Genomic DNA, 15028 nt, shown 5'->3' on the forward strand with positions numbered 1-15028 from the left:
GTTCGGGGCTCAGAATTTTCCCCGCGCCACCTCGTTCAAAATGTCGATGGCCAGTTCCTTTTCCGCCACCAGCTTCTTCAATCGGGCGTTTTCTTTCTCGAGGTCCTTGACCGCTTTGGTCTGCGTGTCAACGACGCGTGAATAATGACCCCTAGACGACGAGTGAAAACTGACCCCCTGTCGCATGCTAGGAGGCATGATCACGATGGAGAACTGGGCCGAGATACGCCGACTACATAATGCCGAGAACGTTCCGATCAAGGAGATCGCTCGACGTCTCGGAATTGCGAGAAACACTGTGCGAGCAGCACTGGCAGCAACCGAGCCGCCCCGCTACACGCGTAAGCCCACCGGTTCGGTCGTCGATGCGTACGAGACCGAGATTCGGAAGCTGTTGCGAGACTATCCGACGATGCCAGCAACCGTCATCGCCGAACGCATTCACTTTCCTCATTCGTTGACGGTCCTCAAGGACCGTTTGCGCGACGTCCGTCCCGAGTACGTCGGCATCGACCCGGCTGACCGTTTGGTCCACGAACCCGGACAAGCAGCGCAGATGGACCTGTGGTTCCCCGAACCCCGGATCCCCACCGGGTGGGGCAACACGCTGATGCTGCCGGTGCTGGTGATGACGTTGACGTTCTCGAGGTTCCTGTCCGCGGTGATGCTGCCATCCAGGCAGTCCGGGGACCTGCTGGCCGGTATGTGGCAACTCATCGAGTCGGTCGGGGCGACGCCGAAGACGCTCATCTGGGACCGGGAGGCCGCGATCGCGCCGAAGGGCAAACCGTTGGACCCGGTGGCCGCGTTCGCCGGCACGTTGGCCACTCGCATGGTCATCGCCCCGGCGAGGGATCCGGAGTTCAAAGGCATGACTGAACGCAACAACGGTTACTTCGAAACCTCGTTCCTACCCGGCCGTAATTTCACGTCCCCGACCGATTTCAACACGCAACTGAGCGAGTGGATCCAGGCCACCGCGAATACTCGAAAGGTGCGTTCGCTGGGCGCCCGTCCTGTGGAGAAGCTTGACGAAGAGCTCGACGCCATGACACCTCTGCCGCCGCATGCCCCGACGACAGGGCTGAGGACCAGGGTGCGTCTGCTCCGGGACTACTATGTGCGCCTTGATAGCAACGATTACTCCGTTGACCCACGTCATGTCGGCAGACTCGTCGATGTCATCGCGACGCCGACGAGGGTGCGTGTGACCTGTGAGGGGCAGCTGGTCGCCGATCATGATCGGTGTTGGGATCACCATCAGGTGATCAGAGACGACACGCATGTTCAGGTCGCGAAACGCTTGCGCGCCCAGTACTCGGCTCGTCCGCTCAGGCCAGTGGTCGAACCGCGAGGCATTGAGGTTCCCACACGGAAGTTGACCACCTATGACAGTGTGTTCGGACTCGAGACAACCATTGTGTCCGGCGACGCGGAGGCAGTGGCATGAGCGGGACGGGGGTGCGGATCGAGTCGACGCTGGGACATCTGGTCAAAGCGCTGAAAACTCCGACGATCGGGCGGGTCTACGCCGAGCTGGCGGCCACCGCCCGTGACCAGGGGTGGTCGCACGAGGAATATCTCGCCGCGGTCCTCGAGCGACAAGTCACTGACCGGGAAGCCAACGGCACAGCACTGCGCGTCGCTGGTGCTCATTTCCCGGCGGTGAAGACACTCGAGGACTTCAACACCGACTACCAGCCGGGACTGCGCCGAGACGTGCTGGCACATCTGGCGTCGTGTGGGTTCGTTGCCAAGGCCGAGAACGTGATCCTGCTGGGCCCGCCTGGGGTGGGTAAGACCCATCTGGGGATCGGATTGGGGATCAAAGCCTGCCATGCCGGGTATCCTGTCGCGTTCGACACGGCCACAGGATGGGCCGACCGGTTAGCTGCCGCGCATAACAGCGGGGCCGGAGTCGAGAAGGAGCTGAAGCGTTTGCGTCGGTACCGGTTGCTCATCATCGATGAGCTCGGGTACCTGCCCTTCGATGCGCAGACAGCGAACCTGTTCTTCCAACTCGTCGCTGCCCGCTACGAGCAGGGATCAATCCTGATCACCTCGAACCTGTCCTTCGGGCGATGGGGCGAGGTCTTCGGCGACGATATCGTCGCGTCAGCTATGATCGATCGCCTGGTCCACCATGCCGAGGTCCTGCCCCTGGACGGGGAGTCCTACCGGACGAAGACGCGGCGTGAGCTGCTGACCGAAACCAACTGAAACTGATTGATCAACCAATGAAGAGGGGTCACAATTCATCCGTCGCTACGGGGTCAATTTTCAGCCGTCGTTGACACTGCGTGGCGTTCTTCTCGGACCCGTACTGCTGAAGCCACCGATACCAGGTCGCCTCGGTGATCTGCAGCTCCTTGATGACCTCGATCATCGGGCGACCTTCATTGAGCATCTTCTGGCCCTGACGCACTTTCGCGATGACCTGATCCGGGGTATGTCTACGTGCCATGATCTGTGAATTTCCTCCTTGCATCCATTATCGGATGCGAAACTCACATAGTCACCGGACTCCTACTCGGGGACCCAACCAGGGGCACTATGTAGTGACCGCTGACATCGAAGTCGGGCTGGGATCACCCGCTTGTCGCTTTGTACAACGCTGGGTGGTCTTAACGACGCCGCACTGGGGAAACTGTCGGGGCGACTTCACCAGCCCCGTACAGGTCCCTCGTCAGCCATGATTTGGGTCGGCAACTACTTCGGCGTTCGTCGAGTCAGAGGCACGGCCGTCGCAGCACCTGACGATCATCCCAGCGGATGCAGGCGCGGCCTACAGCCCAAAGCCCAATAGGGGGCGCTTCCTGTTGCTCAGAGCGCGAGGAGACGGCACTTCAGGGTCTATGGAACGTCCGTCATCTTCTTCAGCGGCATTCGCCCAGCGGTCGTCAGCTGTCAACAGTCGGTAGGAAATGCCCATAGGGGGTCACGAGAATTGCCCACCAGTGGCCAAGAGAACTGCCCACGGGCGGCCACGATTTCTGCCCATCCACTCCTCGTGATTGGTCGTGACCACCAGGCACAACGAGCTCACCGGCCCAGGCACGAAGCTGGCAGGAGAATTCTCGACAGCCGGCAGTCTCAGCGGGTGGGCAGATGCAGACGGAATCTAGCACCAAGGGGATGAGTACCCGCAATCGGCCGCCGTCCGAGATGGCAGAGTCTAACCCACTCATTACGCGGTGAATTCTCTAAGGCACAGGGGTCACTCGAGCAGCGGGGCGCTGAGGCAGTTCGCTGTGCAGAATAGGCGGAGCCCGATGCAGCGCAGCCGAGTCCAACGGAGTGCACCTCAGTCCAACGCAATGCAGCGCGGCCCTCCTGGAGGCATGAGGTGGCATCGTGACGTGGCTGAATCGGACCGCACTCTGCGACGGCACTGTTCACAGGTGATCCACTCTTCCGCCAGCTGCACCCTGTTTGTGCGCCCGCATTCTCAGACAGACCGGGCACCGTACGGGCATGGCTTCATGGCGTATTGGAAATTCTCTTTGGCCGCCGAGCGGAACTGATGGGAGGGAGAGCCCCGTGGGTACGAAAGAGGGGTCCAGCATTGATGCTGGACCCCTCGATCAATCGCCCGCTTTCTCAGGGCGCCGAGATTGGAACTCTGGCTCGATCAGTGACCGATCTGGTTGTGAGTGTCTGATTCAACCGAATCATGGTGGTGATGCGAGGCTTCGAGCTCCTGCTTCGTCACCGGAGCGACACGGTCTTCGAAGAAGAACTTGGAAAGCTTCGCACGGAACTTCTCGAGTCCGGTGATCTTACCCTCCGCGTTCGGCTCCGCAGGCGTGTACATAGGCGATTCAAATCCTGTCAGCTTCCACAGTTTGTGTGGAGGCAGAGCCTCGTGCCGCTCAAGGAACTCGCCGTGGGGGAGTCGGATGATGTTGGCCGTCTCCCGCCCGTGCAGTGCAATCTCGCGATCCTTGCGCTGCAGGCCGATGCACACACGTTTCGTGATCATGTAGCCGAAGATCGGTCCAAGGAAGAACAGAATTCGGAAAATGTAGATCATGTCGTTCAGTGACATCTGGAAGAACACAGCAACAATATCGCCCGAAGCTGCAGCCCACATGTTGCAGTAGAAGATGATGCCTGCAACACCGATGGCTGTACGCGTCGGGTTGTTGCGTGGACGATCCAAGATGTGGTGCTCGCGCTTGTCCTTCATCAACCAGGACTCGAAGAACGGATAGATGAACATGGCGCCGAAGACACCGCCCATGACAACGACCGCGCTGTTGATATTCAACGAGATCGGCCAACCGGCAATGTAGAACTCGAGCCAACCGGGAACAATGCGCAGGAATCCGTCGGCCCAACCGATATACCAGTCAGGCTGGGTGCCTGCAGACACTGGTGATGGATCATACGGGCCGTAGTTCCAGATCGGGTTGATCGTGAACAGTGCCGAGATCAGTGCCACCAGGCCGAAGATGAGGAAGAAGAATCCTCCTCCCTTCGCTGCGAATGTCGGCAGAACAGGCTCGCCGACCACATTCTTCTCGGTGTTGCCTGCACCGGGGTACTGCGTGTGCTTATGCACGACCACGAACACCAAGTGGATACCGATCAGAGCGATCAGCAGTGCGGGCACGATCATAATGTGGAGCGAATAGAGCCGGGCCACAATGTCATTGCCGGGGAACTCACCGCCGAAGATGAAGAACGACATATACGTTCCGACCAAAGGCAGTGACTTGACGATGCCGTCAATGATTCGCAGACCGTTACCTGACAGGAGATCATCGGGCAGCGAGTAGCCGGTGAAGCCAGCCGCCATACCCATGATGACCAGGAGCACACCGACGATCCAGTTGAGCTCGCGAGGGCGACGGAACGCACCGGTGAAGAACACGCGCAGCATGTGAATGCTGAGTGCGGCAACAAAGAGCAGCGCACCCCAGTGGTGCATCTGGCGGATGAACAGACCGCCGCGGATCTCGAAGGAGATCGCCAAGGTCGAGTTGTACGCCTCTGAGATCTCGATGCCGCGCAGTGGAGCCCAAGGACCTTCGTAGTGCATCTCTCCCATTGCGGGGGTGAAGAAGAAGGTCAGGAACGTTCCGGAGAGGATAACGATGACGAAGCTGTAGAGAGCGACCTCACCGAGCATGAACGACCAGTGGGAAGGAAAGATCTTCCGTCCGAACTCGCGCACGAGGACCGAAGCCCCGACTCGAGTCTCGGCGAAGTTCGCGGCCTTCCCGATGGTGGTTGTGGGTTGTGTAGTACTCATGGGTGATTGATCTCCCAGAACGTAGGACCGACGGGCTCAGGGAAGTCTGACTGCGCGACCAGGTAGCCGTCGCTGTCGACCGAGATCGGCAGCTGCGGCAGTGGACGCTTGGCCGGGCCGAAGATGACCTTGCAGTGTTCGGTCACATCGAACGTCGACTGGTGGCACGGGCAGAGCAGGTGGTGCGTCTGGTGCTCATAGAGTGCAACGGGGCAACCGACATGGGTGCAGATCTTGGAATACGCGACGATGCCGTCGTGCGACCACTCCTTGCGATCCGGATCCTCTTTGAGTTCCTTAGGATCGATGCGCATGAGCAGAACAGCAGCCTTCGCCTTCTCCTCAAGAGGGTGCTCGGCATTCTCTTCGTCGCCGATGCCGGCTGGCAGCACATGGTACGCCGAGCCGATGGTGATGTCGTCTGCCTTGATCGGTCGTTCAGATTCTACCGATGGAATGCCGCCCGGATCCTGGATCAGGCGAACGCCTTTGCCCCAGAGCGTGTTGAACATCTTGTCACCGGGCAGTGGGCCCAGGTCACGGAAGACGAGAACTGCAGGCAGGGGAGCGATGGCCAATGCGGCGATCAGCGTATTGCGCAGGAGAGGGCGTCGGGCGATCCCGGACTCTTCCTTCGCCTGGTGAAGAATCTCCAGGGCGACAGCCTGATCTTCTTCGCTGCCGCCGATGTCGTGGCGCTCGTCGATGCCCTCATGATCACTCATGAGGTTCTTCGCCCACAGCACAGCACCGACACCGATGGAGAACATCGCTACCGCGGCGCCGAGGCCGATGGAGGTGTTGTGGAGTCGAATGCTCTGCATGGTCTCGCCAGGGGTGAACAGGAAGTAGGCGACGATGAACCAGATGGTTCCGACCATCGACAGGACGAACCACAACGCAACCTGGCGTTCGGCGACCTTCGCGGCTTTCGGATCACGGTCAGCGAGCCGGGGCTTGTGTTCCGGCAGCCCCGGGTTCGTGAACCCATTCAACTCCTCGAGCTGGCTGCCGCCGCCGAAGTGGTCTTTCGAGGTCATTGAATTCCCCGTCTTTTCTCGTGGTGGTTACTGAACGACATTGACTGACTCACTTTGCCCTGGATGACAGCCATACTGTCAGTCCGATGACTGCGCTGAGTCCGAAGAACCAGATGAAGAGGCCTTCAGCCACAGGTCCCAGTGATCCCAGCTTGAAGCCACCGGGTGAGGGAGTATCCGAGACCTCTTTGACATAGGCGATCACGTCGCGCTTATCGTCGGGAGTCAGGTTTGCGTCGTTGAAGATTGGCATGTTCTGCGGACCGGTCTGCATGGCTTCGTACATATGCTTCTCGGATACATCCGACAGGTTTGGAGCGTACTTGCCTCGGGTCAGGGCACCACCGGCGCCGACCACGTTGTGGCACATGGCGCAGTTGGTGCGGAAGAGACTGCCGCCGACGGCAGGATCGCCCTTCGACGCGTCGAGGTCCTCGCCCTCAGGTACCGCAGGGCCAGGGCCAAGCGACGCAACGTAGGCAGCGAGCTGAGCCGTCTGCTCCTCATCGAACTGAGGTTCCTTGACACGTGCCTGCGGTCCATTCGCCTGCAGCGGCATGCGTCCGGTTCCGACCTGGAAGTCGACAGCTGCTGCGCCGACTCCGATGAGGCCCGGTCCGGATTTCGAGCCCTCGCCGCTGAGCCCGTGGCATGTTGCACAGTTCGCGGCAAAGAGCTTCTTGCCTTCGTCGACGTCCGATGCGCTGGCTGTATCTGCCTTGGCGCTCGAGGTCTGGGTGAAGAGTGCGTAGGCTCCGCCAGTCATCAGCAGGGCCACCAAGAGCAGCACAACCAGTGCCATTGGATGCCTGCGGCGATCTGCTAAAAGCTTCACGTGATCGTCCTTTGCTTAATATGTTGTGAGTCCGAATGGCCGAGCATCTCGAGCCGACTACTGGAGGAGGTAGATGACTCCGAAGAGACCGACCCAGACGACGTCGACGAAGTGCCAGTAGTAGGACACGCAAATCGCGAATGTGGCCTCATGATGACCGAACTTCTTTGCTCCGTATGCTCGTCCGATCACGAGCAGGAAGCAGATGAGTCCGATGGTCACGTGGATACCGTGGAACCCGGTGGTCAGGTAGAAGACAGAGCCATAGCCATCAGTGTTGATGGCGATGCCCTCGCTGACCAGGGTGGCGTATTCCATTACCTGACCGGAGACGAAGATCGCACCAAGGAGGAAGGTGAGGTAGAACCACTCGACCATCCCCCATTTGGCGATGTTTAACAGAGATCCCGTCCGGCGCGGCCGGAACTTCTCTGCTGCGAAGACGCCCAGCTGGCAGGTAAATGAAGACGACACCAAGATGAGCGTGTTGCCGAGCGCATATGGAATATCGAGGACCTCAGTCTGGGTCTCCCATAATTCCGGCACGACGGATCGAATGGTGAAGTACATGGCGAAGAGCGCGGCAAAGAACATCAGGTCGCTCGCGAGGAACACGATGAAGCCCACCGTGGTCACATTCGGACGATTGACAACCGGATGTGCTGGCGCTGTTTGAGATGCAGTGGCAGTTGACACAACCCCATTATTACTCGTCTCGGGGTAAGTTTTCATCTTTTACCCAGCATTCGGTGAATATTTTTCTACACGATGTAGCGAAACCCTTGATTTGATGCCGGAATCTCGTATTCGGACCGGCTGGCCCCCGCGTGTCGAAGACAGGATAAGATGCCGCAGGTAAGTTCCACCTCGTAGTCACTCGTAGTCAGAGGTGGTGGAAGTCCCTTAAGGAGAGTTCATTCGGATGACGGAGACACCGCGTACGACAGCCACGGAAACACTGGATTCCGGGTTCCGATCCGCATTTCAGGGCGCGACGTACAGCTGGCCCGATCTCCTTATGGCACTCATGCACCAGCAGGATCTCGATGAGACAGCTGCTGCATGGGCGATGGACCAGATCATGTCGGGTCAGACTCCCGATGTGACAATGGCCGCATTTCTCGCGGCCCACCATACGAAAGGTGAGACTGTCGCCGAAATAGCCGGCTTGGTCTCCGCCATGATGGAGCACGCGGTGCGGTTGCCAGGTCTCGAGGACTCCGTCGACATCGTCGGCACAGGCGGTGATCGGGCGAAGACCGCCAACATCTCCTCAACCGCGGCGATGATCATCTCTGCCAGCGGTCAGCGCGTCGTCAAGCACGGTAACCGCGCGACGTCGTCTGCCTCCGGCTCTGCCGATGTGCTCGAAGCTCTCGGAGTTCGCTTCGACATCACGCCGGAACAGACAGGAATCATCGCAAAGGAAGTCGGTCTGGCGTTCTGCTTCGCCAACGTCTTCCATCCCTCGATGCAATTCGTGGCGGCAGTACGTCGTCAGATCAGTGTGCCGACCGCCTTCAACATCCTGGGACCACTGACGAATCCGGCGCGTGCCCGTCACACCGCGATCGGCGTCGCTGATGCCCAGATGGCTCCCCTAGTCGTCGGTACCTTAGCCAAGCGGGGGCACCAGGCGCTCGTATTCCGATCACGCGACGGTCTGGACGAACTGAGCAACACCGACGTCAACGATGTGTGGGAGATTCGACACGGCGAGGTCGAACATATGACGTTCGATGCCTTGGACCTGGGCTTTGAACGCGTCACCAAAAACGATCTGCGCGGTGGCGGGCCCGAGCAGAATGCCGATATCACTCGGTCCGTACTCAACGGGGAGAAGTCGGCGGTACGTGACATCGTCCTCATCAATACGGCAGCGGCGCTCGTCGCAGCCGATGAGTCAGCGGTGGGGAGTCTGACCGAGCGGATGGCGGCGAAGGTCACCATTGCAGAGGAAACGGTCGATGCCGGTCTCGGTGCGAAGAAGCTCGATCAGCTGATCGAGGTCTCACACCGGGTCGCCGAGACGAACCGTTCCTGACTCCTGCGCGTGGAAGTTGGCCCCGGTGCGGGGGAGCGACCAGGCTCCCTCCATCGAGGTCGAGGTCGCGGACTGCAGCCATTGGGCCAGGAGCCGGGTCTCTTCTGGCAGAGGGTCGGATACTGCCGGAAGTCTCCCTGGGGCCTGAACCCATTCCGCGGTCGCACGGATGGCGGTGAAGCTCTCATCTATGCCCCGCGTACCTCGAGTGTGTGCGGCTGCCGCCAGCTTCCCATGTCGGATGACAGCGAGATCGAACCCGCCTTCGGCTCCTGGGCGGTAGGCGAGAACCTCAGGCAGGTCACGCAACGCACGAACAGACTCGGCCCGTGCGGCATTTGAGAGTGCCGCACGCATGGCATCACGGACCTCGGCGGCTGTTTCGTATCTGGCTTCGGTGGCCAGTCTCGCCATGCGCTGTGTACACAGACTGCGCAGCGATGAGAAGTCGCCGTCCATGGCAGCGAACAGCTCCGTGATGTCGGCGAGGTAGGCCTGTTTGTCGGTCACCCCGGCGCAGGGGCCTCCGCATTGGCCGACTTGAGAACTTACACACGGACGGTGAGATGCAATGTTGGCGGCTGTGATCTTCGCCGTGCACCTTTTGACCGGGTACAGGGTATCGAGGAGCTCCTTCACCGCTTGAGCCGTTTTTCGTGACCGGAACGGACCCAGGGGAGTTGCCGGTGACTTCTCCAACGCCGTGTTCGACCGGACAACTGAGAGTCGGGGGTAGGCCTCGTCGCTGAGCACGATCCAGGAATTGCGTTCGGGGTTCTTCGAACGACGGTTATAAGGCGGGGCGAGCTCTCCGATCAGTCGAATCTCTCTGACCTCGGCCTCAAGCGCGTGCACGCACGGAAGGCAGCTGACTTCTTGCGCTGCTGTGATCATCTCGGCCATCCGGCCGCGATTTTCCGAAGCATTGAAGTACCCGCGGACTCGGCGAGCCATATTGCCCGACTTGCCGATATAGAGGACCCGGCGAGTTCCATCGAGGAACATGTAGACGCCCGGTTCTGACGGAACTCCCTTGGCCAGATGCGATTTGGCTTGGCGCTTGGCCCACCCTGCCTGACGCACCGTCGCCAATTCTTCGAGAGTCGTGATGCCGTAGCCGCCGAATCGTTCGAGCACTCGATGCAGAACTTCCCCAGTGGCCTTGGCGTCGGAGAGTGCCCGGTGGTCGGGAGAGACTTCGGTCCCGAAGTGTGCGGCGAGAGTTGAGAGCTTGTGGTTGCGGACCTCATCGCGACTGACCACTCGCCGCGACAGGGTGACGGTATCTAGGACTCTCGGCTGGGGCCAGTGATAGTCGAGCTTCTCGCAGGCTGATCGGAGGAAGCCGATGTCGAAGGGGGCATTGTGTGCAACGAGAACTGCGCCGGCGGAGAACTCGAGGAAGCTGGGCAGCACTGAACGGATGGAAGGTGCATCGTCGACCATTGCATGTGTGATTCCGGTCAGGCGTGCCACAAACGGGCTGATGACCGATTCCTCAGGTTTGACCAAAGATTGGAACTCGCCGAGGACTTCGCCGCCGCAGGTCTTGACCGCTCCGATCTCTGTGATCTCCGACTTCCCGGCGGTCGTGCCGGTGGTCTCCAGGTCGACGATGACGAAGGTGACCTCGTGGAGCGGGGTGCCAAGACTGTCGAACGACAGCTGCGAGGACTCAATGGCTGTCGGAATACGGTCAAACGGGGTGGACATGCTCCCCAGTCTTCCACTCGCCCCTGACACAGAAGGACGTCGGGCATTCGACAGCGGCATCAGACCGACGCGCCGTTGTCTCCGTCGGAGGTTCGGCTCGTTGGGAGATGAAAGAAGAGTCCGACTGCTCCGCCGAGGCAGACGGTGATGCCGATCAGCAGAAACCACCCGGGCAGAGGTCGGAAGAAGATCGCGCCGAGGACCAGCAGCAGGACAGCCCCGAACGTGGCGACCACAGAGAGCACCAGAGTCGGCGAGGCGGTGCGCCAGCCGATGGGCTCGGCCGGTCCGGGTTCCCACCCTTCTTCCTCTTCGAGCCGCTCCCTTACTTCTTCGACGGGCATATCGCCCATGAACGCGCTGGGTTCGGCAATCTGATTGACGAGATCTTCCCAGTGACTGTCACTGATGCGCGAGGAATCGCCGAGTCGCTCCGATTCCGGAACCTCGTCGCGCCAGTCCTCGTTCTTCTCGTCGTCCATGTTCTCTATCAGCAATCTTCTCGGTGTCTCTATTCCCCGACTCCGGGGGTGTCTGTCGATGCACGATCGGCGGATGCAACCTTCTGCAGGATCGCCTCGGCGATGGTGTGGGCATCATTGTCCAAGGTGGCGACGTGCTTGGACCGACGCAGCGAGAGGATCGTCGGTCGCTGCGGCAGGCGCGACCTCAAGGTCCGGAGCGTACGTGGCCCGACTACGCCGTCACGGCCGGAGACGAAGAGAGTGACCGGGCACTCGATCCGCCAGAGATCTTCGCGCAGAGTCTTCTGTGCCGATGCGAACGAGGCGATGGCGGAGACAGGTGTGCGGTCGTAGGCATATTCACAGCGGTCCGGATGCTCGATATCTCCGGCGATCGCCGGCACCGAGGCGACGAAGTGTTTGAGGACCGGCAGCAACGGTGTCAGTGGGGAATCGATGTAGAGGGCCGGATTGATGAGGACGAGTTCGTCGGGGGGCGAATCGCCGGCCCCCAGCGCCAATGCCAGTGCACCGCCCATCGACAATCCGGCCACCACCACCCGGGAATGAGTGTGGGACAGCGTTTTCAGCTCTGCCCTCGCTGCGTCGAGCCAATCGGACCAGGGCGTGGCATTGAGGTCCTGCCAACGCGTACCGTGACCAGGAAGCAATGGCACGCTGACACTGATTCCGTACTGACTTATACTCCGTGCGATCGGGAACCACGCGGCAGCAGAACCCGTGATTCCATGGAGAAAGAGCACCGCAGACGAAGAGTCCGGAACAATCTGCCGGTAAGGTGCAGTCGGCACCGATTGTGGCGAGTAGTCGATCTCCATAGCTTCAGCATGGCATGAATGTGCGGTGATGGTGTCGATATATGATGTCCGAGGACGACAAAGAGTCGTGACAGGGAAGGGTGCTCGTGTTCTACTGGTTTCTCAAGCGAGTCGTGGCCGGACCCATTCTGCGGATCCTCTTCCGCCCTTGGGTGCGTGGGCTGGACAATCTCCCGTCCGATGGGCCTGCGATCATCGCGGGAAATCACAACCACTTCATGGATTCGATCTTCGTGCCTCTGCTGGCACCACGACCGGTCGTCTACCTGGCGAAGAAGGACTATTTCACGGGACGCGGGCTCAAGGGAGCCGTCACCCGCTGGTTCTTCAAACTCAACAATCAGCTGCCGATGGACAGGGCAGGGGGATCCGGGTCCCAGGCATCCCTGGAATCCGGTCTCAAGGTCCTGCGGGAGGGCAACTCCCTGGGTATCTATCCGGAGGGCACCCGGTCACCGGACGGCAAGCTTTACCGGGGCCGAACCGGCGTCGCCCGCCTGGTCCTCGAGTCTGGCGCCCCGGTCATTCCAGTCGCGATCATCGGCACGGACAAGATTCAGCCCCCTGGTCGCCTGATCCCGAAGTTCCGGCGCGTGGGCATCGTATTCGGGTCCTCGATGGACTTCTCCAAATATGAGGGGCTTCCGAACGACAGGTTCCTTCTTCGCTCGGTCACCGACGAGATCATGTATGAGATCATGCGACTGTCGGGGCAGGAGTACGTCGACAAATACGCATCGAGCGTCAAAACCAAACTCCTCACCAGTTCCAAGGCAAAGAAGGCAGAGGCACGGAAACCGGGGGATGAAAAGCCCCAGGGGCCTACTGCTGGCACCGACGGCCCAGCACAGCCTGAGGCTGACTGAGTGCGTCGCCAACCGGGTTGCGAACCCCTCGTTCGACCATGAATCAGGTGTTCGAATACTGCGATAACGGCGACACGCAGAAATTGTTACCTTGAGGTGTTTGTCCTGGAAGCCCGGGGAGAATAGCTTGGAGATGTTGAATCCCACTGTAGGTTCGCTGAGAAGAGAGCTAGAATGGATATGTTCTCTGCCCTTCAAAGCGACCTCGCTTCCCCCAGGGACTATAAGGAGGAGTCGGTGTGAACCGCTCAAGTCATGAAAGCGTCGAGCCGACGCCAATACCACCAGCCGCTCAAGGACTGTTGTTCGACGACGATCTGCCGGTCCTCGACGAAGAGGCTGGCTACCGTGGTCCAACGGTGTGCAAGGTCGTCGGCATCAGCTACCGCCGTCTCGATTACTGGGCGCGCACCGACCTGGTGACCCCATCGATCCGCAATGCAACGGGATCAGGCAGCCAGCGGCTCTACAGCTTCCGTGACATCCTCGTACTCAAGATCGTCAAGCGTCTCCTCGACACCGGCGTCGGACTGCAGTCGATCCGTACCGCAGTCGACCACCTGCGTTCGCGCGGCGTCCGAGACCTTTCACAGATCACCCTGATGTCAGACGGTGCGAGCGTCTTCGAATGCACCTCGCCCGATGAGGTCGTCGACCTCCTGCAAGGCGGACAGGGCGTCTTCGGCATTGCCGTTGGACGTGTCTGGAACGAAGTCGAAGGCAGCCTCTCCGAACTGCCGAGCGAACGGCTTCCCGAAGACGATTCCGTCAGCGTCGAAATGGATGAACTCGCACAGCGAAGAGCTCAGAAACTCGGCTGAACAGCATGTTGCCCGAATAACGGGCAGTCCCTTAACGGGACACCATGGGGGAATGATGAGTGTGGCCCGTCCGAAAGGACGGGCCACACTCATATTCATCAACAGCATTCAGGACCTCTAGGACACTGCACCACGTCTCCACAACACTGTGCCACGGCAAGGTACGTCTTGCCGTGGCACATTCTAGCCCGATGAGATTGGGCGTATGACTGGAAACCTACTGATTATTAGGTGCCTTGCGCGAGCGGATATTCTCCGAGCGCAGAGCACGTTCCAGCAGTGAGTCGAATGATGTCGCGACTTCTTCTGCTGGCTTCCCGGGCCACGAGTGGATCGGGCGGGCTGACCCCTGAGCCTGCTGCATCACAGCACGTTCGGCCAACGGCGGATTGAGCACCAGGGGACCGAACATCTCCCGCATCTCGCTGATGCGATAGTCATGCTCGTTCGAACCCGCGCGAACCCGGTTGACCACGAGCCCCAGAGGCTGGATATCCGAAGTTCCACGTTGACGCAGTTCGTCGGCAGCTCGAAGCGCGCGATCCGCGGCCGCCACAGAGAACAGGCTGGGCTCGGTCACGACGGCAACCCGACTGCTGGCCGTCCACGCTGTGCGTGTGAGTCCATTGAGGCTGGGCGGACAGTCGATGAGTACGAGCCGATAACCCTTGGCGACGCGACTCAGCGCATCTTCAAGGCGTCGGAGGTACCTCTCTGACAACGAGGGTCGATCGAACTCCGCGGCTCTGGGCGAGCCGGAGATCACATCGAGGTGTCCGAGCTTATCGCCCACCCACCCGGAGGGGATGATCGCCTCGGAGAGGATCTTCTGGGACTTAGGAGCAGCGAGTACATCGGCGATGTCGACACGCGTCGACGTCGGAACATCGAGGCCGGTCGAGGAGTCCGCTTGCGGATCCATGTCGACGACCAAGGTCGGAATTCCCCGGTTGTATGCGGCCGAGGCAAGACCGAGTGTCACGGACGTCTTACCGACTCCGCCTTTGAGGCTGCTGATACTTAGGACAAGCACTCTCCTACGTTAACGTATCCGGCCGTGCTGAGCAGTCACGACCACGCCGGGCGTGGCAGTCGAGCGAAAATGGGACCCCCTGTATTCGAGTGGCCTAGGTCACTGAGTAGAGTAGT

At 60.2% G+C, this 15028-nt stretch carries 13 protein-coding genes and 1 pseudogene; 5 read left to right on the top strand and 9 right to left on the bottom strand.

All coding sequences use genetic code 11. The features are described 5' to 3' along the window. The first annotated feature begins 196 nt into the window (after positions 1-196). Together istA and istB are read left to right on the top strand one after the other, a co-directional pair. Entirely contained in the window at positions 197-1450 is a 1254-nt protein-coding gene (gene istA / locus BSP239C_RS16165; RefSeq protein WP_101574391.1) for an IS21 family transposase, read from the top strand. Further along, positions 1447-2220: an IS21-like element helper ATPase IstB gene (gene istB / locus BSP239C_RS16170; RefSeq protein ID WP_101574392.1), complete on the top strand. Its 774-nt coding sequence runs from the start codon at positions 1447-1449 to the stop codon at positions 2218-2220. The genes istA and istB overlap by 4 nt, the downstream gene beginning before the upstream one ends. A gap of 52 nt (positions 2221-2272) precedes the next feature. Here the strand turns inward: istB and BSP239C_RS16175 are convergent. The 5 genes and pseudogenes from BSP239C_RS16175 to BSP239C_RS16195 all read right to left on the bottom strand — a co-directional run. Continuing rightward, positions 2273-2464: pseudogene (locus BSP239C_RS16175) on the bottom strand (IS3 family transposase); the annotation flags it as partial. 1167 nt (positions 2465-3631) lie between these two features. Beyond that, positions 3632-5257 (bottom strand): ubiquinol-cytochrome c reductase cytochrome b subunit, encoded by a 1626-nt coding sequence (locus tag BSP239C_RS16180; RefSeq protein ID WP_101574393.1) that lies wholly within the window; start codon positions 5255-5257, stop codon positions 3632-3634. After that, positions 5254-6297 carry a ubiquinol-cytochrome c reductase iron-sulfur subunit gene (locus BSP239C_RS16185; protein WP_101574394.1) on the bottom strand — a complete coding sequence of 348 codons (1044 nt, stop codon included), beginning with the start codon at positions 6295-6297 and terminating at the stop codon, positions 5254-5256. Before BSP239C_RS16185 ends, BSP239C_RS16180 begins: the two co-directional genes overlap by 4 nt. A 49-nt stretch (positions 6298-6346) precedes the next feature. Further along, on the bottom strand, positions 6347-7132 hold the full coding sequence (locus tag BSP239C_RS16190) for a c-type cytochrome (RefSeq protein ID WP_101574395.1): 786 nt from the start codon (positions 7130-7132) through the stop codon (positions 6347-6349). 57 nt (positions 7133-7189) lie between these two features. Then, entirely contained in the window at positions 7190-7759 is a 570-nt protein-coding gene (locus BSP239C_RS16195) for a heme-copper oxidase subunit III (protein WP_101574396.1), read from the bottom strand. 295 nt (positions 7760-8054) lie between these two features. On the opposite strand from BSP239C_RS16195, the gene trpD reads away from it, so the two are divergent. Continuing rightward, positions 8055-9176 carry an anthranilate phosphoribosyltransferase gene (trpD, locus tag BSP239C_RS16200; protein ID WP_101574397.1) on the top strand — a complete coding sequence of 374 codons (1122 nt, stop codon included), beginning with the start codon at positions 8055-8057 and terminating at the stop codon, positions 9174-9176. On the opposite strand, the gene BSP239C_RS16205 is transcribed toward trpD, so the two are convergent. Genes BSP239C_RS16205 through BSP239C_RS16215 form a run of 3 tightly spaced genes read right to left on the bottom strand, consistent with a single transcriptional unit; the run spans position 9144 to position 12192 of the window. Continuing rightward, on the bottom strand, positions 9144-10889 hold the full coding sequence (locus BSP239C_RS16205; RefSeq protein WP_101574398.1) for a DEDD exonuclease domain-containing protein: 1746 nt from the start codon (positions 10887-10889) through the stop codon (positions 9144-9146). The genes trpD and BSP239C_RS16205 overlap by 33 nt on opposite strands. 59 nt (positions 10890-10948) lie before the next feature. Next, positions 10949-11371 carry a hypothetical protein gene (locus BSP239C_RS16210; protein WP_101574399.1) on the bottom strand — a complete coding sequence of 141 codons (423 nt, stop codon included), beginning with the start codon at positions 11369-11371 and terminating at the stop codon, positions 10949-10951. Positions 11372-11400: 29 nt separating this feature from the next. Then, entirely contained in the window at positions 11401-12192 is a 792-nt protein-coding gene (locus BSP239C_RS16215) for a carboxylesterase (protein WP_101574400.1), read from the bottom strand. Positions 12193-12278: 86 nt separating this feature from the next. Between BSP239C_RS16215 and BSP239C_RS16220 the strand changes: the two genes are divergently transcribed. Both BSP239C_RS16220 and BSP239C_RS16225 read left to right on the top strand, forming a co-directional pair. Further along, positions 12279-13058 (top strand): 1-acyl-sn-glycerol-3-phosphate acyltransferase, encoded by a 780-nt coding sequence (locus BSP239C_RS16220; RefSeq protein WP_101574465.1) that lies wholly within the window; start codon positions 12279-12281, stop codon positions 13056-13058. Between the two features lie 239 nt (positions 13059-13297). Then, positions 13298-13879, top strand: a complete 582-nt coding sequence (locus tag BSP239C_RS16225; protein ID WP_101574401.1) for a MerR family transcriptional regulator — start codon at positions 13298-13300, stop codon at positions 13877-13879. A gap of 217 nt (positions 13880-14096) precedes the next feature. On the opposite strand, the gene BSP239C_RS16230 is transcribed toward BSP239C_RS16225, so the two are convergent. Next, positions 14097-14912, bottom strand: a complete 816-nt coding sequence (locus BSP239C_RS16230; protein ID WP_101574402.1) for a ParA family protein — start codon at positions 14910-14912, stop codon at positions 14097-14099. Between the last annotated feature and the right edge of the window lie 116 nt (positions 14913-15028).

This window comes from Brevibacterium sp. 239c, assembly GCF_900169365.1.
GTDB lineage: Bacteria > Actinomycetota > Actinomycetes > Actinomycetales > Brevibacteriaceae > Brevibacterium.

What these genes read in the sequence shown, in the direction of transcription:
- istA (WP_101574391.1), top strand. Translation starts at nt 197, where the DNA reads ATGATCACGATGGAGAACTGGGCCGAGATACGCCGACTACATAATGCC.
- istB (WP_101574392.1), top strand. Translation starts at nt 1,447, where the DNA reads ATGAGCGGGACGGGGGTGCGGATCGAGTCGACGCTGGGACATCTGGTC.
- BSP239C_RS16180 (WP_101574393.1), bottom strand. Translation starts at nt 5,257, where the DNA reads ATGAGTACTACACAACCCACAACCACCATCGGGAAGGCCGCGAACTTC.
- BSP239C_RS16185 (WP_101574394.1), bottom strand. Translation starts at nt 6,297, where the DNA reads ATGACCTCGAAAGACCACTTCGGCGGCGGCAGCCAGCTCGAGGAGTTG.
- trpD (WP_101574397.1), top strand. Translation starts at nt 8,055, where the DNA reads ATGACGGAGACACCGCGTACGACAGCCACGGAAACACTGGATTCCGGG.
- BSP239C_RS16205 (WP_101574398.1), bottom strand. Translation starts at nt 10,889, where the DNA reads ATGTCCACCCCGTTTGACCGTATTCCGACAGCCATTGAGTCCTCGCAG.
- BSP239C_RS16210 (WP_101574399.1), bottom strand. Translation starts at nt 11,371, where the DNA reads ATGGACGACGAGAAGAACGAGGACTGGCGCGACGAGGTTCCGGAATCG.
- BSP239C_RS16215 (WP_101574400.1), bottom strand. Translation starts at nt 12,192, where the DNA reads ATGGAGATCGACTACTCGCCACAATCGGTGCCGACTGCACCTTACCGG.